The following is a 25,405-nucleotide window of genomic DNA, read 5'->3' on the forward strand; positions in this document are numbered from 1 at the left end:
ACAATGAAAATAAAGTCAGTATGCATTACTTTTTTGGCGTGTAGCCTATCTGCCGGAGCTATTGCCCAGCCCCTTGTTATCGCTCACCGCGGCGCATCCGGTTACTTACCCGAACATACATTGGAAGCCAAAGCCCTTGCGTACGCAATGAAACCAGATTACATCGAGCAAGATGTGGTGATGACCAAAGACGATCAATTGGTCGTGCTACATGACCACTATCTCGATCGCGTGACCGATGTAGCTGAGCGTTTTCCAGATCGAGCTCGTAAAGATGGCCGTTACTACGCGATTGATTTTACGTTGGCAGAAATCAAATCACTGCGCGTGACAGAAGGCTTCAAAATCAATGATAAGGGTGACAAGGTAGCTGGTTACCCGACTCGATTCCCAATGTGGAAATCAGACTTCACCGTCCCTACCTTTGCTGAAGAGATTGAGCTGATCCAAGGCTTAAACAAAACACTGGGCTATGACATCGGTATTTACCCAGAAATTAAAGCGCCGTGGTTCCATCGTCATGAAGGCAAAGACATCTCAAAAGCGGTGCTTAACGTTCTAAAACAGTACGGTTACGATTCGCAAGACGACAAAGTATACCTTCAGTGTTTTGATGCGAATGAACTTCAACGCATCAACAGTGAGCTCATGCCTGCAATGGACATGGATTTAAAGCTCGTTCAGCTGATGGCTTACACCGATTGGAACGAAACCATGGAGTACAAAGGCGACAAGGCAACACCATACAGTTATGACTGGATGTTTGAAGCCAATGGAATGAAGAAGGTTGCACAATACGCGGAAGGAATTGGTCCTTGGAAGCCAATGTTGGTGGATGACAAATCAACTAAGGATAACATCATCATCAAACCTTTGATGAAAGCAGCAAAAGACGCAGGTTTGCAAGTTCATCCTTATACTTTCCGCGCGGACCCAGGGCGTATTCCTGCTTACACCGACAGCTTCGATGGCATGATGGACATCTTCTACAATCAGGTGAAAGTGGATGGTTTGTTTACTGACTTCCCTGATAAAGCGGTGAACTTTCTGAACAAGTAAAGTTCTAAAAACTGAGTGTTTGAAACGCTCAGTATTACGTCACACGCCATGTCGTAACAATGTGCCCTCTATCAGGCAATAAAAAATCCCCCAACAGTTTCCTGCTGGGGGATTTTTCGTAGGGCTAATTCACGAATGAATTAGTTGTTTTTATGCAGTTCGCTGTTCAGTTCAACCGCGCTCTTGTTTGCAAGACACTCGATTTGACCTGTTACAGAGTTACGACGGAACAGTAGGTCAGACACACCAGCAAGATCGCGTGCTTTCACTACTTCAACTTCTTGGCCAGCAGAATCTAGCATGCGCACTTTAGAACCAGCAGTTACGTACAGACCTGATTCGATAGTACAACGGTCACCCATTGGGAAGCCAAGGCCTGCGTTTGCGCCTAGTAGAGAGTTTTCACCGATAGAAACCACAACTTTACCGCCGCCAGATAGCGTACCCATGATAGATGCGCCGCCGCCGATGTCAGAGCCGTTACCAACCACTACGCCAGCAGAGATACGACCTTCAACCATGCTCACGCCAGTTGTACCCGCGTTGAAGTTGATGAAGCCTTCGTGCATTACCGTTGTGCCTTCGCCAACGTGTGCGCCAAGACGTACACGAGAAGTGTCAGCGATACGAACGCCAGTTGGTACCACGTAGTCCACCATTTTAGGGAACTTGTCTACGCAATCTACGCTTAGTGCACGACCCGCTAGGCGAGCTTCGATTTGACGCTCTGCTAGTTCAGGTAGGTCGATTGGACCTTCGTTAGTCCATGCGATGTTGTGTAGTAGACCGAAGATGCCGTCTAGTACCGTGCCGTGTGGTTGAACTAGGCGGTTAGAGATAAGTTGAAGTTTTAGGAAACCTTCAGCAACGCTTTGTGGTTGCTCGTCAGTGGCAAGAATAACCAGTACAAGTGGCTGTGCTGATTCTGCTGCTTTTGCTGCGAAAGATGCGTTTGCTGCATCGCCGCTTGCTTCAAATGCTGCTGCCAGTTCTGCGCTTTGTGCTGCAGAGATCTCGATAGCTTGGTTGCCTTGCTCGTAACCTGCTACTGCTGCTAGTGCGTTAACAAGCGCTTCGCTTGGGTTTAGAACTGGGTTTGGGAAAAACGCTTCGATGATTTTGCCGTCGCGGTTTTTAGTTGCCGTACCAAAGGCTAGAGAGAAGAAAGCCATAGTTGATCTCCATGTGTTGAGTCTTGTGTCTCGTCTGTTCACTGACAAGAAATAATTAAGTTGTCAGCCATCATAAAGAGAGTGTTGGGGAGTTTAAAGAGGGGAAATGGAGAAAGTCTGTAGATGGATACCTTTTGTCTTTTTAGAGATATATTTGTCTGATGAGAAATGTGTCGCAAAAGCCTTCTCAGACCGATTTGGGGTAAATACGAAGTGAAGTTGGAAAAGGGGCGTAGCAAAAAATAAGGGGAGGACCGAAGTCACTCCCCCTACACTGGGTTTGTTGGATTTACTGGCTTTGGATAGTAAAGCGATAAATCGACTTAGAGGCTTAGCTCACCGACCTCTACTGCAAGTGCAACCGTTGCTCCTACCATTGGATTGTTGCCCATACCGATGAAGCCCATCATCGCTACGTGTGCAGGTACTGAAGAGCTACCCGCGAATTGTGCATCGGCGTGCATGCGACCCATGGTATCGGTCATACCGTAAGAAGCAGGACCAGCCGCCACGTTATCTGGGTGTAGAGTACGACCAGTACCACCACCTGATGCAACTGAGAAGTAAGGCATGCCTTCACGGTTACGTTCTGCTTTGTAGATGCCTGCTACAGGGTGTTGGAAGCGAGTCGGGTTGGTTGAGTTGCCAGTGATGCTCACATCCACTTGTTCTTTGTGCATGATAGCTACGCCTTCACGTACATCATCTGCACCGTAACAAAGGATCTCACCACGTGGACCTTGGGAGAATCGGCGACGTTCTACTTCCACTAACTCACCAGTTTGGTAGTTGTATTGAGTGCGTACGTAAGTAAAACCATTGATGCGTGAGATTAGGTAAGCGGCGTCTTTACCCAAGCCATTTAGGATCACTTTCAACGGATTTTTGCGTGATTTGTTGACGCTCAATGCGATTTTGATTGCGCCTTCTGCCGCTGCGAATGACTCATGACCAGCAAGGAAAGCAAAACAGCCACTTTCTTCATTCAGTAGGCGAGCCGCCAATGCACCATGACCGATACCCACTTGGCGTTGCTCTGCCACGCTGCCGGGTTTAGTGCACGCCTGAAGACCTTCACCGATGATGTTTGCAGCTTCTTCTGCTGTTTTTGCTCCGCGGAAAATCGCCAAAGCGGTGCCCAGTGTGTAGGCATCGGCAGCGCTTTCAAACGCGATAGGTTGAGTGTCCATCACTAGTGCTTTAGGGTCGATACCACGATCCATACAGTATTGGTAAGCCGCTTCCAGAGAAGAAAGTTGCATTTCGTCTAATGTGCGACGTACAGATTCAGTAATTGGAGTGTTCATAATCTCTTTCCTCTTGGTGGCAATTATTGTTGGCGTGGGTTGATGGTCGTTACGGCTTCGTCAAAACGACCGTAAGTCCCCGTTGCTTTGTCTGCGGCTTCTGCAGCAGATACGCCTTCGTTGATGGCTTTCATCATCTTGCCTAGGTTGAGATATTGGTAACCAATCACTTCTTTGTTTTCGTCTAACGCGAGTTTTGTTACGTAGCCTTCAGCCAGCTCCATGTAACGCACGCCTTTTGCTTTAGTTGAGTAGCTAGTACCCACTTGGCTGCGTTGAGTTTGACCAAGGTCTTCCAATGCCGCACCAATTTCCAAGCCGCCTTCAGAGAAAGCAGATTGAGTACGACCGTAAACAAATTGAAGGAAGATTTCGCGCATCGCGACGTTGATAGCATCACATACCAAGTCGGTATTCAGTGCTTCCAGAATAGTTTTGCCTGTTAGGATTTCTGCGGCCATTGCGGCTGATTGAGTCATACCTGAACAGCCGATCGTCTCGATCAAAGCTTCTTCGATGATGCCGTTTTTAACGTTGAGGGTCAGTTTTGCTGCACCTTGTTGAGGAGCGCAAGCACCAACGCCGTGACTAAGACCAGAAATCGCGATAACGTCTTTTGGATTGATCATTGCGCCTTCAACAGGGATCGGTGCAGATGCATGAAGATCGCCACGTTGAATCGGGCACATTGATTGGATTTCGTGTGAATATTGCATAATGTTTTCCCAGTGTATTTTTATGTCTTGAGAAAACAGGAGCGGGGTTGGAGGAGAGTTGATTTGCTCACTACAGAACTCTTACTTTTACGCTGGAGGCAAAAGCGTTTCCAACAGGGCTTACCTGTTCTCGTTTCTGTAGGAGTCATCAGCTGTAAAAGCGGTTTGAATCTTTCGATTCTGGTGGCACCCCATCACCGTGTGCGTTTAGAGTAGATCTAAGTCACACTAATCTGCAACATGAAATTTAGAGTAATTTGGGATATTAAATCGGTTCTTTATATTGCTAGAGATATATGGCGATAGATGAATGGCATAAAAAAACGCCGCATAATGCGACGTTTTTTCGAAACAAATGAGAGGCTTATGCAGCGTCTTCTTGTTCGCTATCTTCTTCAACAGCTTCAAGCTTCTTTGCTTTTTTTGGTGCAGGTTTACGTTTTGCACCCAGAGCGTAAAGCACTTCTTCTTTGTTTTGCGCAAGGTACATTGCAAGATCTTCTTGCTTACCTTCGTCTTCTAGAAGTTCACTCTTACCTAGCAGTGAGAATAACTCGTCCGCCATATCCAGCATTTTGTCGTATGCGTCAGCTTCCGCTTTAGAGGTAAAAGTCATTTTCTCTTCTCCATTGCGTTCTACCACGTACTTGACGATTACAGCCATGGTTGGTCCTCTAAGTTAATTTGTTAAATTTTATACTGGCTTTTTATACAGTTTTTGACCAATTAAGTCTAGCGACAAGCCTCAGAATGAGAGCCGTGTACAACTAAGTGACCAGCATTTGAACTATCTGCCTTGAACTATCTCCCGTGAACGACCCATCTCGAACTAGCCATCTTTAAGGTGTGGGTTCTCTGGTCGCTCCCAATCTTGGCAGAATTCAATGAATGTACGCAGGAGCGGGTTTTGATACTTCTCTTTGTGGATCAAAAGCCAGAAGCGACGCTTCATATCCAGTGGCATGTTGAGCATTTTCACACGACCATCTCGAATTGCAGGTTCTGCAGATAGGCGTGATAAACAACCTAAACCCAGCCCAGCAGATACCGAATTGATCAGCGCTTCTGTTGTATTGAGCTGAAAAGCCTCATGCCAGTGTTCTAGACGCGGAGCGATGGCGCGCATAAAGAACTCTCGAGAGCCAGAACCCGCCTCACGCAGAATCCATTCCGTGTCTTCGAGCTCGTTTAGGCTGATAGGACCTTCATCGAAGTTAGGGTAGTCCGGCGGACAAATCACACACATTTCGTCTTCACTGAATTGCGTTGATTCCAACTCTGGGTGTATGGTCTTGCCCTCAATGAGCGCGATGTCGAGTTCGTACGCGATCAACATGTCACAAATCTGGGCAGAGTTAGAGATGAATAAACTCTGCGACTGGTGATTCGTTTCATCACGAAAATCACTTAATAGGTAAGGTGCAACTTGGTTGCCGATGGTGTCACTGGCACCGATGCGAAGCAGCCCTGATAAGGTTTGGTCGCCATCGAACACACTCTCAATATCCCGAGCTCGGTTGAGGAGTTCATCCGCGAGGGGCAAAAGTTTTTGTCCTTCTTGGTTGAGAATTAAGCGGTTGTTCACCCGGTCAAATAGGTGATGACCAATTTGTTTCTCTAACTCAGACAGCGCCATACTCACGGCCGCCTTAGAAAGAAACAGGCTTTCCGAAGCCGCAGTTAGCGTTTTGTGCTGAGTGATCGTAGTAAAAACTTTCAGTTGTTTAAGAGAGATATGACTAGGCATGATATTCCGTTAAGTTTATCTGAACGTTAGTTTTAAATAATTAGATATATTGGAACGAAGTGCAAGAGTAATATACACCCCATAGAAAGTTAGCCTAGATTTTGAGGTCGTAATGATTCAAAGAACAAAAGCAAAAGTAATGGGAGCACCAACCCCAATGGCGGGTCTGGCTCTTGGTATTGCGAGCTTAGGTTGGAGTTGGGAAAACTTCGCCGAATTAAATGGCTATGGACAGTGGATTAGCGCGGGTATTGCAAGCGTATTATTAGCAATCTTGGCGATTAAGTTTCTTTTTCACAATCATTTGTTGAGACAAGATCTTGCGCACCCTGTGGTGGGTAGTGTCGTTCCGACTTTCGCGATGGGAACCATGGTGGTTTCAAACTCATTAGGGCACTTTTTCCCTGTTGCAGGTGACGTGCTTTGGTTAGTGGCGGTAGCTCTACATATCGTGTTCCTAGTGAGCTTCTTATACCACCGTGCGAAAGACTTCGAACTACACCACATGGTGCCAAGCTGGTTCGTACCACCAGTGGGTATTATCGTTGCAGACGTGTCTTTTTCTGGTAACCCAGTGCTTGCACCAATTGCACACGGTGCGTTGGTCTTCGGTATGGTGGCTTACGCGGTGATGTTGCCAATGATGATCTACCGTTTCATGTTCACCCATGAAATTCCAGATGCAGCAAAACCAACCATGGCAATCATGGCGGCACCAGCGAGCCTATCGTTGGCTGGTTACCTAACTGTAACAGCGACGCCTTCGCCAGTGATTATTGCTCTGTTATTTGGTATCGCGGTATTGATGACAGCCATCATCTACTTAGCCTTCTTTAAATTGCTAAGACTGCCATTTAGCCCAGGTTACGCAGCGTTTACCTTCCCAATGGTGATTGGTGCGACAGCTCTGTTCAAAACAGCAAATTGGATGGAAGCAAATGGTCTAGCAGCGCACTATGTACAACAAGTTCGCGGTCTAGCAGGTATCGAATTGATTGTGGCAACGATTGTGGTGACTTACGTAGGTTTGCAATACATCAATAACTTACTGATTCAACCGCGTTTAGTGACAACACATCACGCATAAGTCTTACTCGTAAAGCAAAGTCTCTTGGTCTCTCTCGCCAAGAGGCTTTTTTTGTATCGGTAGGGTGGGTTCTAAAGCCTATCTGAAGATAAAAAAATGCCACCCAAATAGGGTGGCGGAAAATTAGATACAATTTTAATACATCAAACTTTAGTAACCGCAGACATTGTAACCAGAGTGGCTCAGTAGAAGATGGCAATTCGAAATTTACTCTCCTCTGTTATGCCTACTTGCCTGATGGGCGTGCGTATTTCTTATCCTTTTTTATAGAAACGTGACATTTCATCGAGAGAATCTTGAATCACGTTCACTGGTACTTGATGTTCCTTATCCACTTTCAGTTGATTATTGACTTGTTGAGAGTGCCCGCCAGGGTTTACCACTAACATGGTTTCTTTCCCTACCAGCGCGTAGTTGTAATAACTGCCCGCAATGAACCAATCACGTGGAACAAAATTATCAAATAGGTCTCTTCCTACGCTATACGATTGTGTGTTGCCTTTAACGTCGAATAGCTCGTTCATTAGAGTAGGCACAATGTCATAGTGTGTGGTGCGGTAGTTGATCTGCTCCGGCTGATGATCCGGAAGATAAAGGTACAGTGGCACATGCACTTGAGTGCCACTGTAGTTACCCGTGTGACCCCAGTAGTTCATCTTATGATCGTTAAATTCCTCACCATGGTCGGAAGTGATCACCACAATAGTGTTCTCCAAGTCGACATTTCTGAGCACTTTTGCAATCAAGCTGTCGATGAAATACAACGAGTTTTTATAGCGATTATGGTAAAGCGAGGCGTCAAAATCGTTGTTCAGAAGAATATGATCGACGCGCTCCCAATAAGGTTTGAACTTAGCGAATTCAGGTTCTGGAAAACTGGTGCCATGAGCAGAATCGTAAAACAAGAAGCTAAAGTATGGCTGGTCGCTATCCTGTCTTTGAAACTCGAGAAATTCATCGGTGATTTCTCTGTCTCGCTCTATCTGGCCTTTACCTTCTCGTTTGATGGTTAAATCCTCTACCTTTTTGAACACTGTGCGTGATAGTGGAGGACTCGTTAAGGAAGCCGAACCAAAAATACCCATTCGATAGCCTTGGCTTTGCAAGGTATCCATGAATACAGGGGATTTTTGGCTCGCATAAAAGCTGTCCCAGTAAGTTGCAGGTAAGCTGTAGAACAAGCTAAAAATGCCCGCTTGAGTAGAGTTGCCACCGCTCATGTGTTGAGAGAAGTTGACCGTTTTTTCGGTGAACTTGCTGACATTTGGCATGATTTCTGGTGTTGCATCGCTGTAGCGCCACGCATCAATCAAGATGAATAACACATTCGGTTGCTTGTCTTTCGCCTCTACATTTACAGGGGCGAGTGGGTAGTTCAGTGAACTGCTTTCAATATTCTTTAGCTCCACTCGGTTTTGTGAGGCCATATTTTCATCCACCAAGTGATGGCGATAGATAAAATTACGTGCCGTTAACGGGTAGTAAAGAGGCCAGTTGTTCGAGAACTGGCTGACTTCGTCGTCATAGAGCGCGTTCTTATAGGCGTGGATAACCTGAGTACTCAGCAACAAGCCAAACCAAACTGCCACGATCACGAACTTTGCTCGGCTCTGAGCCAGTTTATTGGCTAACCAAACAGTGAATGCCAAACCAATGGCGAGCAGTGCAATATCGCTAATAAAAATTAGCCAACTCATCCAAGATATTTCAAATACGTCGCGACCGCCTTCGAAGAACATGCGGATCAACAGGCCATTGATGTGCAGTTTGTATTGCTGGAAAACGAGGATATCGGTTTTCAACATGATCAAGAGTGCGATGGCAATGGTGATCACAACGACTTTGAACATGCGCGTCGGCAAAAAGGACAGCAATAAACAACCCAACATCAGCGGAAGAGCAATTAAACCCAACCAGCCAAATTGTGTGGCAAGTAAATAATATTCTTGCAGAAAGGTGAGCGGTCCTACTTGGTTGTTTGACAGCAAAAATGGGTAACAAGCGATCGACAGATAAAGCGCAAAGCAAGCAAAAAATGCAATCAGCCAAGCGCCATTTGAAGAAAATTTGCGCAACATAGTTGTGGTATTCCAGTGCTTTTCTCATCCCTATCAAATCAAGAACAAAGTGTGGTTTAGCGTGACATCAAAACGATTTGAACCCCGCGGTTCTTCGCTTTCCACTCAATATTCAATTTGATGGGTATTGTTGTAAATATTTGCGTTAATTATAAAACAGTGTTTTTTATCATGAAATAGTTGTGATTGATGTCACGTTTTGTATTTGCATGTAAGACGTGACTTACAAATGTCAGTTGCTGGTTATTTGCGCAGAGTTCGGGTGTTCTCTAACCTTTTGTTATTTAAGCTATCGAGATCGCTCTAGGAATATATGCGGCTGTGCTAAGCTTGCTAGCAGTTTCCATTGGCGCTCGGTGCACTTACGTTGTTTACTGTCTATCACTCCAATCAGGTCGATGTTCTCAAATCACTTCTTGTTGAACTGATTCGCATCAACCCATTAGAAAACCCATTCGAAAAAGAGCAAATCCTGGTGCAAAGCCCGGGTATGTCTCAGTGGTTAAAAATGGAATTGGCGAAAGAGTTTGGTGTTGCAGCAAACTTAGAGTTTCCGCTGCCAGCGACTTTCATTTGGGAAATGTTTACCCAAGTATTGGCTGATGTGCCAAAGCGCAGTGCCTTCAACAAAGAAGCCATGACGTGGAAGCTGATGCACTTGCTTCCGGGCTTGCTCAACGAAGCGTCATTCGAACCTTTGGCTCGTTATCTTCAAGACGACACTGACAACTCCAAGCTGTATCAGTTGGCAGAGAAAATTGCTGATATCTTCGATGGCTATTTGGTGTATCGCCCAGAATGGATTGCAAGCTGGGAAGCAGGACAAATGGTGCCCGAACTTGAGGATGAGCATCCATGGCAACCGGTTTTGTGGCAAGCATTGTACGATCACACGGTTACTCTTGGGCAATCGCCTTATCATCGTGCCAATTTGTACGAACACTTCATTGATACGCTCGAAAACTTCAACGGCAACTTTGACCATCTGCCGAAGCGTCTGTTTGTGTTTGGTATCTCTTCACTGCCGCCACGTTACATGGATGCGCTCAAAGCCATTGGTGAACACATTGATGTGCACTTGATGTTTACCAACCCTTGTCGTTATTACTGGGGTGAGGTACGCGACCGTAAATTCCTAGCTCGCTTAGCAGCAAAACATCGTCAGCACGTGGTGTGGCAAGAAGACCATTCTGAAGTGCAAGGTGAGACTGAGCAGTTAAAAGGTTCACTAGAAGAAAACGTGATTGATGAGCTGCACACCGATGTGGTGGGTAACAGTTTGTTGGCTTCGATGGGCAAACTTGGACGCGATAACATGTATCTGTTGTCGCAGCTTGAATCCCATGAGATAGAAGCTTTTGTTGATGTCGAGCGCGACAGTCTGCTCCATCAACTTCAAGCAGATATTCTTAATCTAGAAGAGCACCAAGACGATGAGCAAATCGACAGCAGCCAGCACAAAAAAGTAGTGAGTTTGGGTGATAAATCTTTGGGCTTGCACTCTTGCCATAGCCCAATGCGAGAAGTGGAAGTGCTACACGACCAGCTTCTGGCGATGTTCGATGCTGATCCAACACTGAAACCGCGCGATATTATTGTCATGGTGGCAGACATTAATGCCTACAGCCCTGCGATTCAGGCGGTATTCGGCAATGCGCCGGGTGAGCGATTTATTCCTTACTCGATTTCAGACCGAACGGCCGATCAAGAAAGCCCAATTTTGGCGGCTTTCATGCAACTTGTTAATTTACCGAATACACGTTGCTTGGCTTCTGAATTACTTGAGCTGTTAGAAACGCCGGCGATTTTGAAGCGATTCGACTTAAGCGAAGATGATTTCCTTCAAGCTAAACAATGGGTGGAAGAATCCGGCATTCGCTGGGGGCTAGATAGCCATACCGGCAGCGAATTTGAACTGCCAGAGACACGCCAAAACACATGGCAATTTGGTATCCAGCGTATGTTATTAGGCTACGCGATGCCAGAATCTGCTGGTTTGTTTGAAGCGCAAGAGGGTAGCCTCTCGCCATACAATGAAGTACAAGGTATGGGCGCAGAACTTGCTGGTAAGTTAGCTCACTTTATTCAACAAATTAGCCAATATCGCCGCAAACTTTCACATGTTCAGTCGATTGATGCATGGCGTGAAACCTTGGTGGCGATGCTGGATGACTTCTTCTCCGTTGAGCTAGAAGGGGAAATGGCGCTTAAGTCGATTCGAGATACCTTAAGCCAACTGAAAGAACAGCTAACCGATGCGGCATTTGATGATGCCTTGTCGCCTTCTATTGTTAGCCAGTATCTACAAAACAAGCTGTCAGGAACACGGGTCAGCCAGCGCTTCCTTGCCGGACAAGTGAACTTCTGTACTCTGATGCCGATGCGTTCGATCCCATTTAGAACCGTGTGTCTACTGGGTATGAACGATGGTGTTTACCCGCGCTCAATGCCACCAGAAGGTTTTGACTTAATGACAGGGCGCACTAAACCGGGCGACCGTTCACGTCGAGACGATGACCGTTACCTATTCTTAGAAGCCGTGCTGTCTGCACAGCAAAGTTTGTACATCAGTTACGTTGGGCGTTCTATCCAAGACAACACTGAGCGCGTGCCGTCTGTGCTGGTGTCAGAGTTAATGGAATATTGCCATCAGAACTACTGCTTAGATGGCGATCAAGACCAGCCTGTCGATGACTCCGGAGATAAACTACTCAACGAGTTAGTGAACGTACATGCCATGGTGCCATTCAGCCCAAGCGCATTCCAAGGTTCTCATTCAAGCTATGCCAAAGAGTGGATTCCAGCTGCGTTGACCCAAAGCAATCAATCGCAAGGTCATGCGCGTGGCGAGTTTAACCGCGCATTAGATGATTACTTACTTGGCGCAACCTTCCCAATTGAGTTGGACTTGGTGGAATTACAACGCTTCTGGCGTTTGCCTGTGCAGTATTTCTTTAACCGTCGTTTGAAAGTGATGTTCGAGCCGCCATTGCCTGTGATGGAAGACGATGAGCCATTCGTGTTAGGCGGTTTAGAAAGTTATCAAATGCGTGATGAGCTACTGGAAACCTTGCTCGAAACCGCCATTGCTCAACCGTCTGCAAAAGCAGACGTGCTCAAAAACTTTATGAGTGAGCAACGCGCGCAAGGCAAATTACCGGTTGGGGCATTTGGTGATATCGAGTTTGAAACCAACCGCGTGCAAGCAGAAGAGCTGGTGGATAAGTTGGCGTTTTTATTCGGCGCACCGCAAGACGATTTAGAAATCGACCTTACCTTCGATGTGCTTGGTGAAGGAAAAAACATCCGTCTAACCGGTTGGTTAACTCAATGCTATCAGTCCGGTTTGATTCGCTACCGCAGCGGTAAAATTCGTGCGCAGGATTACCTTGCTGCATGGATTGATCATCTTGCTATGTCTGCCTCGGGTCACGCTAGAAAGACCCACGTTATCGGTTATGACCGAAAGGAAGGCGCGGTACATTTAGTTTACCCAGCAATGGCAGATGCTGAGCACGCGAAACAATTTCTTGCTGAATTAGTACGTCTGTTTTTTGAAGGCATGACCAAGCCATTGCCATATTTCCCGAAAACAGCACTGGCGTGTGTCGAGGCGGGCTTTAGTCGTGGCCACTGGGCTGATGACGAAGAGAAATCGCTGAAGAAAATGGCGGATGCATTCAATGATGGTTACATGAGCCCAGGCGAAGGAAACAATGCGTATATTTCGCGTATTTGGTCTACTTGGAATGACGAGCTTGCAGCAGAAGTTCGCATGCTGACCGCATTGGTTCTTCAAGGCGCAAGACTGGCGGCGATGGATGCCGATGATGAAAAGTAAGTTGGATTATTTAGATAAAGAAGAGAGTAGGGTGGCCGCCAGAAAATCATTATTTTTTGTAGGGCGTTCGCTGTACGGCCACAAGGTCAGAGGGACCATGATTCGTTTGAGTGTTTAGCCTGATCATTTATCAATACGTTAAAGTGATTGATCTGTTATCAGTGCTCATCTCGTGACGCGCATACTAGCGGTTGAAGATCAGGATAACCGTGAGTGAGATCCCACTAACCTCTAAATATTCCAACTTGTTAGACATATAAATAGAATTTTTAACGACAGATCACAGTTCGGTCAGTCGATAATCCGGAGAGATTCAGCGTTATGGCGCAAATGTCAGTTCCAACTCCACTGCAAACCATGACTTTTCCACTGCATGGTGCAAGGTTAATTGAAGCATCGGCAGGTACAGGTAAAACCTTTACCATCGCGGGTTTGTATCTGCGACTCCTACTAGGGCATGGCACGACAGATACGAAGCACCGCGTACCTTTGACTGTGGATCAAATTCTGGTAGTGACTTTTACCGAAGCTGCAACAGCGGAGCTGCGTGATCGTATTCGTGCGCGTATTCACGACGCGAGGATCGCATTCGCTCGCGGACAAAGCTCAGATCCTGTGATTCAACCTTTGTTGGAAGAAATCGAGGATCATAAGCAAGCCGCCGAGATCCTTTTGCAAGCAGAGCGCCAAATGGATGAAGCCGCGGTGTACACCATTCATGGTTTCTGCCAACGCATGCTGACGCAAAACGCTTTCGAATCTGGTAGTCGTTTCAATAATGAGTTTGTGACAGACGAAAGCCATCTAAAAGCGCAAGTGGTTGCCGATTACTGGCGTCGTAACTTCTACCCTCTGCCATTCGCTTTGGCTGGAGAAGTACGTCAATTATGGGGCTCGCCATCGGATCTTTTGTATGACATCAGCAACTACCTCACGGGCGCGCCGCTAAGTCTCTCTGTTCCTGCAATGCAAGGTAGCCTTGCCGATTTGCATGAGCAAAACTTAAAGCAAATTGATGCTTTGAAAGCCCAGTGGCGTGATAACCAAGATGATTTCCTCGCGTTGATTTCTGATTCCGATGTCAACAAACGCAGCTACACCAAAAAGTCTTTGCCGACGTGGTTAGAAGCGGTCAACGTATGGGCTTCGACAGAAACCACTGGTTATGACTATCCAGATAAGCTGGAGAAGTTCGCGCAGAATGTGTTATTTGAGAAAACCCCGAAAGGCACTGCGCCACAGCATCCTGTGTTTGAGGCGATAGAAGCCTTCCTTGCCAACCCAATCAGCTTAAAAGCGCCATTGTTAGCTCATGCGATTGAGCATTGTCGCGTGATGCTGGCAAAAGCAAAAAATCAGAAACAATGGTTGTCATTCGATGACTTGCTGACTCAGCTTTCTGCCTCGATTGATACCGATGAAACCGCATTACTGACAGAGCGTATTCGCACGCTTTATCCGGTAGCGATGATCGATGAATTCCAAGATACCGACCCACTGCAATACAGTATTTTTAGCCGCATTTATTTGGATAATCCTGAGTGCGGTTTGTTTATGATCGGTGATCCGAAACAGGCGATTTACGGTTTCCGTGGGGCGGACATCTTCACCTACATCAAGGCGCGTAACCAAGTTAGTGCTCACTACACGCTTGGCACCAACTGGCGCTCAAGTGCCGATATGGTATTGGCAGTGAATCAGATTTTTGCTCTGCCAGATAGCCCGTTTATTTATGACTCCGACATTCCATTCCACCCTGTGGATTACAGCCCAAGTGCCGACAAACGCGTTTGGACCATGGGTGGTCAAAAGCAACCTGCACTGACTTATTGGCTGCAAGAAGCGGAAGATAAACCTCTGCCAAAAGGCGAATATCTCACCGCCATGGCAGAGGCGACAGCGAGCCAAATTCAAACCATTTTGACCGCAGCGCAACAAGGCCAAGCGTGTTTGGTCAATGGCGAAAAGCAAAAACCAGTCAAAGCGGGTGACATTGCTGTGTTGGTGCGAACGGGTAGCGAAGGTCGCATGGTCAAACAGGCGTTAGCCGACCAAGGCATTGCCAGCGTGTACCTTTCTAACCGCGATAGCGTGTTTACCAGTTCTGTCGCACAAGACTTACAGCGTTTGCTGCAAGCGGTGTTAACGCCAGAAAATGACAGAGCATTGCGTGCCAGCCTAGCATCAGAATTATTTGCTCTAGATGCAGCCAGCTTAGACGCCCTCAACAACGACGAAACCGTGTGGGAAAATGCGGTTAATGAGTTCAAAGAATACCGCAAACTTTGGGTGCAACGTGGCGTGCTACCTATGCTGCGTGCAGTGATCAGCAAGCGCCATATTGCTGAGCGTCTGCTAGAAGAAGGGGCGAGCTCACAAAGCGAAAACGGTGAGCGAGTACTTACCGATTTGATGCACATTGGTGAGCTATTGCAGCAAGCGAGTAACGAATTAGACAGCGATCACGGCTTGCTGCGTTGGTTAGCACAATCTATCAGCGATGCAGAGCACGGGTTGGGTGGCAGTGATGACCAAATTCAACGTCTGGAATCAGAGCGTAACTTGGTGCAAATCGTCACCATTCACAAATCCAAAGGTCTGGAATATGACTTAGTCTTCTTGCCATTTGTGTTTGGTTACCGAGAAGCAAGTGAAGCCAAATACTACGACGCTGAGAACGATCGCACCGTGCTTGATATCACGGGTAACGATGCGTCGTTAAAACAGGCAGATAAAGAGCGCCTTGCTGAAGACTTGCGCCTTATCTATGTAGCGCTAACGCGTGCCGTGTATGCCTGCTTTATTGGTGCTTCACCACTACGCAATGGCCGCTCAACCAAAGAGCCAACTGGCGTGCATCACAGTGCGATTGGTTATTTGGTGCAAAATGGTCAAGAGGGCGGCATTAACGATTTGTTTGTTGGGTTGAAGAAGCAGCAAGAGAATCTCGAGAATGTCGTGATTTGTGATCCCCCAAAGCAGCACGACGAGATGTATGTTGCGGAGCAAACAGAGTTGGATGCACTGACAGCTAAAGAGCTGCAAAACCCGATTGATAGAAACTGGCGAATCACCAGTTACTCGGGCTTGGTTAAACAAGGTTCTCATCATGCCGAGCATGACGCGACGATTGAAATTACCGGCTTTGATATCGATTCTTCAGAAGAGCAAGATGAGGCGGAATTGGTTGAGCCAGAACGCTCTATCTTCAACTTCCCGCGTGGCGCACGTCCGGGTACTTTTCTGCACAGCTTATTTGAGGAAATTGAGTTTACTCAGCCCGCGACGACAGAAGAGAACACCCAAATCATCCTCGGCTTGATGGAAAGTGAACAGCTTGATGAAGAGTGGCTGCCAATCCTGCAACAGTTGATTGATACCGTGCTGGCAACGCCTTTGGATAGCAAAGCACTGCTACTCAATCAGAAAGGTCCGACGCAACGTTTGGTTGAGATGGAATTCTTATTACCGATTGAAGTGCTATCTGCACCAGCATTGAACCGCGTGATTCAACGTCATGATCCGTTGTCTGCCAAAGCGGGCGATCTGGGTTTCCAAACTGTGCAAGGCATGTTGAAAGGCTTTATTGACTTGGTGTTTGAGCACCAAGGTAAATACTACGTTCTCGACTGGAAATCGAACCACTTAGGCGATGATGTGCTCCACTATCATGGCGATGCGTTGAAGTCGGCGATGGCGGCTCATCGTTACGATCTGCAATACCAAATCTATGCTTTGGCGCTGCATCGTTTCTTACGCAGCAGATTGCCAAATTATGATTATGAACAGCACTTTGGCGGTGTTTATTACCTGTTCTTGCGTGGTATGGATGGGCAAAGTGATCATGGTATTTTTTCTGCCAAGCCAACCTTTGAATTTTTACAAGAAATGGATCATTTGATTGATGGTCAAGCACCTGACACGCGATCCAGCGAATCGGGTCAGATGGAGTTAATTTGATGAAAACCAATGATCTTCTTTCTGAGCAAAGCAGCCCTGTAGCAACACGAGATCTATTGGCAACTTTAGAATCGTTGGCAAAAAAAGGGGCGATTCGCCAATTGGATTTCCAGTTCGCGCGCTTTATCTATTCGCAAGTTGAGCAACAAGCGAACAGCCAAGAACTGGCATTTATTGCTGGTGTGGTCAGCAGTGAATTAGGCAAAGGGCACATCTGCTTGCCTCTGTTTGACAGCCAAGGGCAGCCAACAGACCTTGCCAGTAAGCTCGGTCTATTTGGGGAGTCTGCGTTAGCGCTTAATACTCAACTGCAGGGCGTCAATTGGGTGGAGCTTCTGCAAGTATCGCCTTTGGTTGGTACTCAAGGTGAAGCTTTGCCAATGATGTTTGATGGCGAACGTCTCTACTTGCATCGTTACTGGCACTATGAAGTGACGTTGGCGGACAAGCTCAATCAACTCAGTGCGGCTGTAAACCTACAGCCTCAAGAGTTCACACGTTTGTCTGAGTTGCTGCATCATTTATTCGCTCGTCAGTACCACTTTCTGTTCAATGCACTTGCCAAAGCGGCAGAGGCAGGAACCAGCAATCAAGTGTTACGCCAGCAGCTAGTCTGTGACCATTTGGATGTGGCTACCGTAGACAGTCTCGATTGGGTAGCCATTGACGGGGCGATCTGCCAAGTTAAACAAGTTCACGATCTACAAGTGCTGGACAAGCTTGTGCCATTATCGGCTTGTGTTAACTGGCAGAAGGTCGCTGCTGCGGTGGCACTGACGCGTCGTTTTGCGGTGATTTCAGGTGGTCCGGGTACGGGTAAAACCACTACGGTAACCAAACTGCTTGCCGCATTGATTGAGCAAGCAGGACAAGAGAAAAACCTCACCATCAAGCTGGTGGCGCCAACAGGTAAAGCGGCAGCGCGATTGACGGAGTCTATTGGTAAAGCGATTCAAGAGTTGCCAGTGGAGCCTGAGCTTAAAGCGAAAATTCCAACCGAATCGAGCACTTTGCATCGACTACTGGGCGCGATCCCGAATAGTGCAGAGTTTCGTCACAACAAGCAAAATCCGCTACATCTCGATATTTTAGTGGTGGATGAAGCCTCCATGGTCGATTTGCCGATGATGTACAAAGTTGTCGATGCGCTGCCAAAGCATGCACGTTTGATTCTTCTGGGAGATAAAGACCAGTTGGCATCGGTAGAAGCGGGTGCGGTGCTCGGTGATATCTGTTCGTTCCACGCATTTGGCTTTGGCAAAGAGCAGGCGTCTGCGGTCGCGAAGTTAACGGGTTTTGACACCTTGGCTTACAGCACCAACAGTAATGCTTCGATTGCCGATAGCTTATGTATGCTGCAAAAGAGTTACAGATTCGATGCCCGCTCTGGTATCGGTCAGCTAGCGAAAGCGGTCAACGCTGGCTCAGCTGCAAAAGTAGACGACGTTTGGAGTCGTGATTTTGCTGATATCGAGCATTTCGCACTGAGTAGTCAAAATTACAATCAGATGATGCAGACTTTGGTTGCCGAATATGGTCGTTATTTAAAACGCATCGGACAGCAAGAGATTGACCAGAAGACTGGGGAACCAGAAACACTGACCCATAAAGCCAAAGCCGTGTTGGATACCTTTAATCAATGTCGATTATTGTGTGCCATCCGAGAAGGTGATTTTGGTGTGACAGGTTTAAACCAACGCATTGAAAAAGCACTAGCTGCACGTAAGTTGATTCAAACCCAAGAAGAGCTTTGGTATCACGGTAGACCTGTAATGGTCACTCGTAACGATCATGGCTTGGGGTTATATAACGGTGATATTGGCATTTGTATGCGAGACGACAGCGAAGGCGAATCGCGTCTCAAAGTGTTCTTTGAACTACCGGATGGCAGCGTGAAGTCGGTACTGCCAAGCCGAGTCCCTGAGCACGAAACCGCATATGCGATGACCATTCATAAATCACAGGGCAGTGAGTTTGAATACACGCTGATGATTTTGCCGCCAGATTTCAGTCCAATCCTCACTCGCGAGCTGATCTACACTGGCATTACTCGCGCGAAGAAACGCCTTGCGATGTACGCTGAGATGAATGTTCTCAAGCGCGGTATTAAGGTGAAAACTACTCGAGCGAGTGGTTTGGTTGAGCGACTTAGAAATTGAGTTTACTCATTCAAAAATGAGAAGTTTTCATGAACTAAATATGTTTTTATGTGGCGGGTCGTAATCCCGCCATTTTTATGTCTGCAAGTCTTATTCAAAATTGAAGTGTTGGAATTCTTGGCGATATCATCTTATGCACTTTAGTGCATTATGAGGCTTTCCATGAATACAACTCACTTCAATAGCGTTAATCGATACACTTCGGTCTATAGCGTAAAACCAGGCGATACCTTATCAAAGATCATCTTCAAGTTTTACCAGATTAGATTTGGAAGCGGTGGATACAAAGCTGCACTTCAGCAAATTATCTTAGATAACCCACAAATAAATGATCCCGATAAGATTAAGATTGGGCAATCGCTTATTCTTAGAAAGTTAAACACTCCGACTGGTGTTGAAAGTCGACCAGCTAGTACAAATGTCCAAACTATCTCTGAAGCAGACCAAAAACAGTTCGACTCTACAGTTAAGGCGTTGTCTATACCTGAGCGAGAAGCATTTTGGGCGCTCTCTTGGCTAGATGATAACTGGGGACCTGCAAGCACTGGAATAGGTGCTAGTTTTGCTTCAATGGGTTTTTTATTAGGAAGTGAGTCCAAAGGGAACATATCAGAACTCAAAAAGCTCGATGGGCTTTATCAAGACTACAAAGCCAGTAGATTAACAAAAGGGCAGTATGATTATCGCAGAAGAAAGCTATTGGAGACGGTTGCTAAAAATCTAGGCCCCACAGAAAAGCTATTCTTTAACGGCCAGAAAGCACGTGAATCAATGAGGATCTCAAGGAAGGGTGGAGTTCCTGCGACATCTGTTATAAAGAAAAATACAGACAAACTTGCTAAGTTGTCAAAAGCGGCTGCTAAAGGTGGAACAGTTCTTACTGCTGTGAATCTTGGGTTGGCTTGTAACCAAATAGCGCGTGCGAAAACTGATGTGGAGAAAAATGAAATATTAGTAGATACCGCGGTAAGCACTGTGGTTGGTCTAGCTGGAGGTGCTGTTATATCGCTAGTCGTACTGGCGACTCCGGTTGGTTGGATTGGTGCCCTTGCGTTAGGTGTTACATCTGGTATTGCGAGTTACGCTTCCGGCAAAGTTGTCGCTAATGTATATAAAGAACTATATAGCGATGTCGACTTGGTCAAGAAAACTAGGGTTGGAGAAGTATGCAGTTATTAGAGTTATCTTTTATTGCATTTTTTATCGCAGGTGGTTTGCTAGTCTTTTGGTATCTAGTTGTAGGCATATTTTTGATATACGTTACACCAGATCAGGTTAAAAAATACGCTTACACAGGTAAGCACTATACAGCGGTAGAGCTGGCTTTGGTTTCTGGCTTCCATTTTGGAGCCTTGATACATGGCCTTGCATTGTTGGCTGCCATCGCGTTTCCTCGACTTGGCCGAAAAAGAGGACTGAGCGATGTACGCAGCATATGTCCTCAATGGCTGATTAAGGTTAGCGTGGTTTATTGGTTGATACTGCTAATCATTCTATTTGTTATATTCTCGACGTTATTAATTATGGCCTTTCACTGAGCATACTTACAAAAAGACCGAGCGCGATGCTCGGTCTTTTTTAATTTTGTGTAAACGCATTGGTAAATGACACGCTGCGAATTTTGTACTGCTGTTGGTAAGCCAAGATAAAATCTTTAATGGCGTCATTGACGGGAAATACGCAGTGGACGTCTAGCCCTTCCAGAAAATGGTTATCCGCCATATCCCAGAAGCTTTGAAGTGAGTTACAAATAATGGTTTTCATAACAGTGCTCATCTTATTCATTGTAAGAGTAACAACTGTCCTTGATGCGTCATGCAGAGCAGCTAAGCTTGCTCCGCACTTTAGGGTGATACTTATTCACCTAGATCCATTTGTCGATTGTTTGAAATGCGACCGTTTGTTGCGCAGAGTATAACCAACAGTATGTATATTGAAAAGGTTAAATTGCGACCAATATCAATGTAAAGCTTTGCATAATTATTTAGTCGTAGAACGTACTGAGTTTCGTTCTTCCTCATAGGTCTAACGCGAGGATTTTCGACTTACGCTGGAAGTTGTACAGCCCTTGCTTTGCCCCTGGTAGATAATCGACGCTCACCTCATAGAAACCTTGTTCTCTAAACCAATGCAGACTGTGTGTTGTCAGGACAAAAATCTGATTGATACTGTCTGACTTAGAGCGGTGCTTCATGTAATTGAGTAGCAATAATCCACGATTACCGTCGCGATAGTCTGGGTGGATCGCCACGCAAGCCATCTCCGCTTTTTGCTCCTCAATATATGGGTACAAAGCCGCGCATCCGATGATCAGACCATCTTTCTCGATGATGGTGAATTTATTAATTTCTTGCTCAAGTTGCTCGCGAGAACGCCTTACTAGTACGCCCTGCTCTTCTAATGGGCGAATTAGATCTAAAATACCGCCAATATCGTCGATGTCCGCTTCACGTACCTGTTCGGCACTGGCCATCACTACTTGTGTACCGATACCATCGAAAGAGAACAATTCTTGGATGAGTGCGCCATCCACTTTGTAGCTGATAAGGTGGCTTCGTGGCACTCCTGCACGGCAAGCTGCAATAGAGCCTTTAAGAAAACGTAATGTACCGGAGTTATAGTCGGTGTCTGGTGCGGTGTTCTCAGTAAGCTTCTTAATGACATGCTCTGCTTCGATAGGGAACAGTTCAGCGACGGCGTTACCGTTATCGTCAATCACCCCTTGCTCTGAGCAGAAGCCAATCAGTTTGTCGGCTCCAAGCTTTATCGCCAACTGGGTGGCCACTTCTTCTGAAAGCAGATTGAAGCATTCGCCTGTGACTGAGCTGGCAATTGGACCAAGTAACACAATGGAACCTTGATCGAGTGTGCGATGGATAGCATCAGTATCGATTCGACGAATGCGGCCGCTGTGACAATAGTCGACGCCATCATCAACACCGAGCGGTTGAGCAATGACAAAGTTGCCGCTCACGACGTTCAGTTGGGTACCTGCCATTGGCGTATTATTTAGACTCATAGATAAGCGTGCAGTAATGGCCAGTTGAAGCTGCCCTGCGGCTTGCATAACTACTGAAAGGGCTGCTTCATCTGTGATACGAACGTTTTTGTGGTATGGCGTGGTAAGGTCCTGTTTCTCCAGTAGTTGATTGATCTGAGGTCTAGCTCCATACACCACAACCACTTTAATGCCCAAGCTATGCATTAAAGCAATGTCGTTGATAATGTTGCCAAAGTTTTTATCAGCAACCGCTTCGCCTCCAAGCATCAATACCATGGTTTTTCCACGGTGTGCATTCACATAGGGTGTGGATTGACGGAATCCTTTAACCAGAGCAGTACTACGAATTTTCACTACAGCCATTCCTTGTGTTTATTTATGCTTTAATATTGTCTTTTTATTCAATTGTTGGCAAGCCAATTTTTTGGAATAAAGCACAAACATCGTGAGCGTGGTGCTTGGTTGTGTTTGGTCGATGGGGGTACAATGCATGGGTCTAGTTCAAACACGTGAGCCTCATGTCTTCAGTTGTAAATAAGAATGCTGCGATCGCTGCTCAAACCGAGCAAAATTCCTCAACCAAATCGACATTTCGAAAGTGGGTCGAACGTTCACTTATGCTGACGGCGCTCATCGGTACTTTCGCCGTTTTGATGATGTACGGTGATTTGATTACGCGCTATGTAAATCCTCCGATCCCTAAATCGACCATCTATGGAAAATGGGTCGAGCAAGATGTAGCTCCCTATGCTCGAGAAGAGTTTGTTCTGAGTGAAAGAGGAGTAACGGTACGCGGATCAACTGTTGCGACGGACTTTGAGTTTGATGGTGATACTTTGTCATATAAAGTGGGCTCTACGGTACGCACATTTGAGTTTACAGACCAGCACTACGCTGAGATAAAACTGGACTCAAATGCTCATTACCTTCCCGTGTTTCGTTTGGAAGGTCATTCTAATTTAGCGGTTCGCTAACCCCCGTTTCTCAAAGCGTGATTCGTTGCGTGTGGCAGGGAATCGCGTTTTGTCACATCTTTATGTTCTTGCGACTTTTCACAAACATTTTCCGGACAATCGTTTGATTCCATTGCTGTTATTATCCTCAACCCAGTTTAAATGGATAAATTGGCAGCAAACCAAGTCTTTGCCTTAACGCTGATACACTTTGTCGCAGCTTTTCAATTGCGTCGTTTGCATTTGTTTGCCATCCTTTTGCTATCTTCTTTTACGGAAAAAACACGTGTTTAAAAAACTCCTTCCTATTGTCTCTTTAAGTCTGCTATTTGGTTGTGCGGCTGAGCCAGAACAAAACCTACTTGCTAAGCAAGATTACGATGGCGAGTTTTCGCATATTTTGAATAAAGCCGATGTTGTTGAATCGAACAAGCCACAAGATTTTACTGAGTTCAACAAACAAGCAGAACAGGTTGTGATTAAGTCGCCTTCAATGGCAAAAATGTACCAGCCACTTTACGAGAAGTTGAGTGAATGGGCATTGCAGAGTGGTGATACGACTGCGCTCAGTGCTTACGGCATTCAAGCCGCGCAGCTGGGTGGCGGTGACAAGAAGGGTAACGTGTTGTTCACGGGTTACTTCTCACCAGTGATGGAATTGCGTCACGAACCAAACGAAACGTTTAAATACCCGGTGTATGGCAAGCCGGTTTGCAGCTCAAACTGTCCGACACGTGCCGAGATCTATAATGGGGCGCTAGAGGGGCAAGGTCTAGAGCTTGGCTATGCACCCAATATGATTGACCCGTTTATGATGGAAGTGCAGGGCAGCGGCTTTGTTCATTTTGAAGATGACGATACGCTGGAATACTTCGCTTACGCAGGCAAGAACAACAAAGCGTACGTGAGTATTGGCCGAATTCTAATTGAGCGTGGTGAAGTGCCACGTGAAGAGATGTCACTTAAAGCTATCAAAGATTGGGTAATGAAGAATGATGAAGCAACGGTTCGCGAGTTGTTAGAGCAGAACCCTTCTTATGTCTTCTTTGCGCCACAAGCGGACGCGCCAGTAACGGGCTCTGCGGGCATTCCTTTACTGCCAATGGCATCGGTAGCAGGCGATCGTTCGATTCTACCTATGGGTACGCCAATTTTGGCGGAAGTGCCGCTACTTAATAAAGACGGTACATGGAGCGGGGCACACCAACTTCGTCTTCTTATAGTGTTAGACACTGGCGGTGCGGTGAAACAAAATCATCTCGATCTATACCACGGTATGGGACCACGTGCGGGTACAGAAGCCGGTCACTACAAGCACTTTGGTCGAGTATGGAAGTTGGGCTTGGAAAACACGCCAACGCAAGCACCTTGGGCTTTGCCGCCAGAGAAGTTACAATAAGCGCCTAGCGAGAGGAATCGCCTCTCATCATCTAGACATTTCCTCAAAGAGTGCGTATAAATCGCACTCTTTGTTTTTCTATCGATCATCTGGAACTTCAATATGCGTGAACTCGATACTCCGGCATCTGACAGCTACAACCAACGTTTTGGTGGCACTCGTCGTCTCTACGGCAACAGCGAAGTAGAAATTCTTCGTGCTGCACACGTGTGTGTGATTGGTATTGGTGGCGTAGGTTCTTGGGCGGTAGAAGCGCTGGCACGTACTGGTATTGGTGAGCTGACGCTGATTGATATGGATGACGTGTGTGTGACTAACATTAACCGTCAAATCCACGCGATGACTGGCACGGTTGGTCAAAGCAAAATTGAAGTGATGGCAGAGCGCGTTAAGCTGATTAACCCAGAGTGTAAGGTGAATCTGATTGACGATTTCATCACGCCAGATAACCAGCACGAGTACTTGAGCAAAGAGTTCGATTACGTGTTGGATGCGATCGATAGCGTAAAAGCAAAAGCGTCTCTACTGGCTTACTGCCGTAGTAACAAGATTAAAGTGATCACAACCGGCGGTGCTGGTGGTCAAATCGATCCAACCCAAATCATGGTGGCGGATCTGACCAAGACTATCCAAGATCCACTGGCGAAGAAGATCAAAGATACATTGCGTCGTCATCATAATTTCCCGAAAAATCCAGCGCGTAAGTTTGGTATCGATTGTGTTTTCTCTACGGAGCAATTGAAGTACCCACAAGCCGATGGTTCAGTATGTGGCGTGAAATCGACAGCAGAAGGTCCAAAACGTATGGACTGTGCGAGTGGTTTTGGCGCCGCGACGGTCGTAACCGCAACGTTCGGTTTTGTTGCGGTATCACGCATCGTTGAAAAGCTGATCCAAAAGCATAAGAAGTAATTCAAAGAAGAGAG

The 25,405-nt window shown here is 46.4% G+C and carries 18 protein-coding genes and 1 riboswitch; of the genes, 10 read left to right on the forward strand and 8 right to left on the reverse strand.

The window, feature by feature from the left end; genetic code table 11:
- The first annotated feature begins 3 nt into the window (after positions 1-3).
- On the forward strand, positions 4-1,059 hold the full coding sequence (gene glpQ, locus KIO97_RS17495; RefSeq protein WP_285383552.1) for a glycerophosphodiester phosphodiesterase: 1,056 nt from the start codon (positions 4-6) through the stop codon (positions 1,057-1,059).
- Positions 1,060-1,199: 140 nt separating this feature from the next.
- Here the strand turns inward: glpQ and dapD are convergent, their stop codons facing one another.
- From dapD to KIO97_RS17520, 5 genes are all read right to left on the reverse strand, one after another.
- On the reverse strand, positions 1,200-2,231 hold the full coding sequence (dapD, locus tag KIO97_RS17500; protein WP_258494115.1) for a 2,3,4,5-tetrahydropyridine-2,6-dicarboxylate N-succinyltransferase: 1,032 nt from the start codon (positions 2,229-2,231) through the stop codon (positions 1,200-1,202).
- Positions 2,232-2,554: 323 nt separating this feature from the next.
- Entirely contained in the window at positions 2,555-3,538 is a 984-nt protein-coding gene (locus tag KIO97_RS17505; RefSeq protein ID WP_285383553.1) for a GGGtGRT protein, read from the reverse strand.
- 23 nt (positions 3,539-3,561) lie between these two features.
- Positions 3,562-4,254: an iron-sulfur cluster assembly scaffold protein gene (locus KIO97_RS17510; protein WP_005386501.1), complete on the reverse strand. Its 693-nt coding sequence runs from the start codon at positions 4,252-4,254 to the stop codon at positions 3,562-3,564.
- A 132-nt stretch (positions 4,255-4,386) separates the two neighbouring features.
- Positions 4,387-4,462, reverse strand: a riboswitch (Fluoride riboswitch).
- A 156-nt stretch (positions 4,463-4,618) separates the two neighbouring features.
- Positions 4,619-4,918 carry a YebG family protein gene (locus KIO97_RS17515; protein ID WP_005386503.1) on the reverse strand — a complete coding sequence of 100 codons (300 nt, stop codon included), beginning with the start codon at positions 4,916-4,918 and terminating at the stop codon, positions 4,619-4,621.
- Between the two features lie 165 nt (positions 4,919-5,083).
- Positions 5,084-6,001, reverse strand: a complete 918-nt coding sequence (locus KIO97_RS17520) for a LysR family transcriptional regulator (protein ID WP_005427361.1) — start codon at positions 5,999-6,001, stop codon at positions 5,084-5,086.
- 112 nt (positions 6,002-6,113) lie between these two features.
- Here KIO97_RS17520 and KIO97_RS17525 point away from each other — a divergent pair, with 112 nt between their 5' ends.
- The gene (locus KIO97_RS17525) at positions 6,114-7,088 is read left to right on the forward strand and encodes a TDT family transporter (RefSeq protein ID WP_005427325.1); all 975 of its coding nucleotides are present in this window, start codon (positions 6,114-6,116) and stop codon (positions 7,086-7,088) included.
- Between the two features lie 254 nt (positions 7,089-7,342).
- Here the strand turns inward: KIO97_RS17525 and KIO97_RS17530 are convergent, their stop codons facing one another.
- Positions 7,343-9,166 (reverse strand): DUF3413 domain-containing protein, encoded by a 1,824-nt coding sequence (locus KIO97_RS17530; RefSeq protein ID WP_285383554.1) that lies wholly within the window; start codon positions 9,164-9,166, stop codon positions 7,343-7,345.
- Between the two features lie 367 nt (positions 9,167-9,533).
- On the opposite strand from KIO97_RS17530, the gene recC reads away from it, so the two are divergent.
- From recC to KIO97_RS17555, 5 genes are all read left to right on the forward strand, one after another.
- Positions 9,534-13,007: an exodeoxyribonuclease V subunit gamma gene (gene recC / locus KIO97_RS17535; protein ID WP_285383589.1), complete on the forward strand. Its 3,474-nt coding sequence runs from the start codon at positions 9,534-9,536 to the stop codon at positions 13,005-13,007.
- Positions 13,008-13,328: 321 nt separating this feature from the next.
- Positions 13,329-16,967, forward strand: a complete 3,639-nt coding sequence (recB, locus tag KIO97_RS17540) for an exodeoxyribonuclease V subunit beta (RefSeq protein ID WP_285383555.1) — start codon at positions 13,329-13,331, stop codon at positions 16,965-16,967.
- Positions 16,967-19,126 carry an exodeoxyribonuclease V subunit alpha gene (gene recD / locus KIO97_RS17545; RefSeq protein WP_285383556.1) on the forward strand — a complete coding sequence of 720 codons (2,160 nt, stop codon included), beginning with the start codon at positions 16,967-16,969 and terminating at the stop codon, positions 19,124-19,126. The genes recB and recD overlap by 1 nt, the downstream gene beginning before the upstream one ends.
- Positions 19,127-19,288: 162 nt before the next feature.
- Positions 19,289-20,305 carry a LysM peptidoglycan-binding domain-containing protein gene (locus KIO97_RS17550; protein ID WP_045421777.1) on the forward strand — a complete coding sequence of 339 codons (1,017 nt, stop codon included), beginning with the start codon at positions 19,289-19,291 and terminating at the stop codon, positions 20,303-20,305.
- The gene (locus KIO97_RS17555) at positions 20,293-20,664 is read left to right on the forward strand and encodes a hypothetical protein (RefSeq protein WP_038891900.1); all 372 of its coding nucleotides are present in this window, start codon (positions 20,293-20,295) and stop codon (positions 20,662-20,664) included. The genes KIO97_RS17550 and KIO97_RS17555 overlap by 13 nt, the downstream gene beginning before the upstream one ends.
- A gap of 40 nt (positions 20,665-20,704) precedes the next feature.
- Here the strand turns inward: KIO97_RS17555 and KIO97_RS17560 are convergent, their stop codons facing one another.
- Both KIO97_RS17560 and argA read right to left on the reverse strand, forming a co-directional pair.
- On the reverse strand, positions 20,705-20,890 hold the full coding sequence (locus KIO97_RS17560; RefSeq protein ID WP_005427310.1) for a hypothetical protein: 186 nt from the start codon (positions 20,888-20,890) through the stop codon (positions 20,705-20,707).
- Between the two features lie 253 nt (positions 20,891-21,143).
- On the reverse strand, positions 21,144-22,481 hold the full coding sequence (argA, locus tag KIO97_RS17565) for an amino-acid N-acetyltransferase (RefSeq protein WP_038891899.1): 1,338 nt from the start codon (positions 22,479-22,481) through the stop codon (positions 21,144-21,146).
- A gap of 164 nt (positions 22,482-22,645) precedes the next feature.
- On the opposite strand from argA, the gene KIO97_RS17570 reads away from it, so the two are divergent.
- The 3 genes from KIO97_RS17570 to tcdA all read left to right on the forward strand — a co-directional run bounded on the left by KIO97_RS17570 (position 22,646) and on the right by tcdA (position 25,391).
- Complete coding sequence (locus tag KIO97_RS17570) at positions 22,646-23,101, forward strand: DUF2850 domain-containing protein (RefSeq protein ID WP_005427286.1); 456 nt, start codon at positions 22,646-22,648, stop codon at positions 23,099-23,101.
- 265 nt (positions 23,102-23,366) lie between these two features.
- Entirely contained in the window at positions 23,367-24,479 is a 1,113-nt protein-coding gene (mltA, locus tag KIO97_RS17575; RefSeq protein WP_010649948.1) for a murein transglycosylase A, read from the forward strand.
- Between the two features lie 102 nt (positions 24,480-24,581).
- Positions 24,582-25,391, forward strand: coding sequence for a tRNA cyclic N6-threonylcarbamoyladenosine(37) synthase TcdA (gene tcdA / locus KIO97_RS17580; protein WP_005427322.1), 810 nt, complete (start codon positions 24,582-24,584; stop codon positions 25,389-25,391).
- Positions 25,392-25,405: the final 14 nt, after the last annotated feature.

The sequence above is a fragment of the Vibrio sp. B181a genome (assembly GCF_030248375.1).
Classification (GTDB): domain Bacteria; phylum Pseudomonadota; class Gammaproteobacteria; order Enterobacterales; family Vibrionaceae; genus Vibrio; species Vibrio campbellii.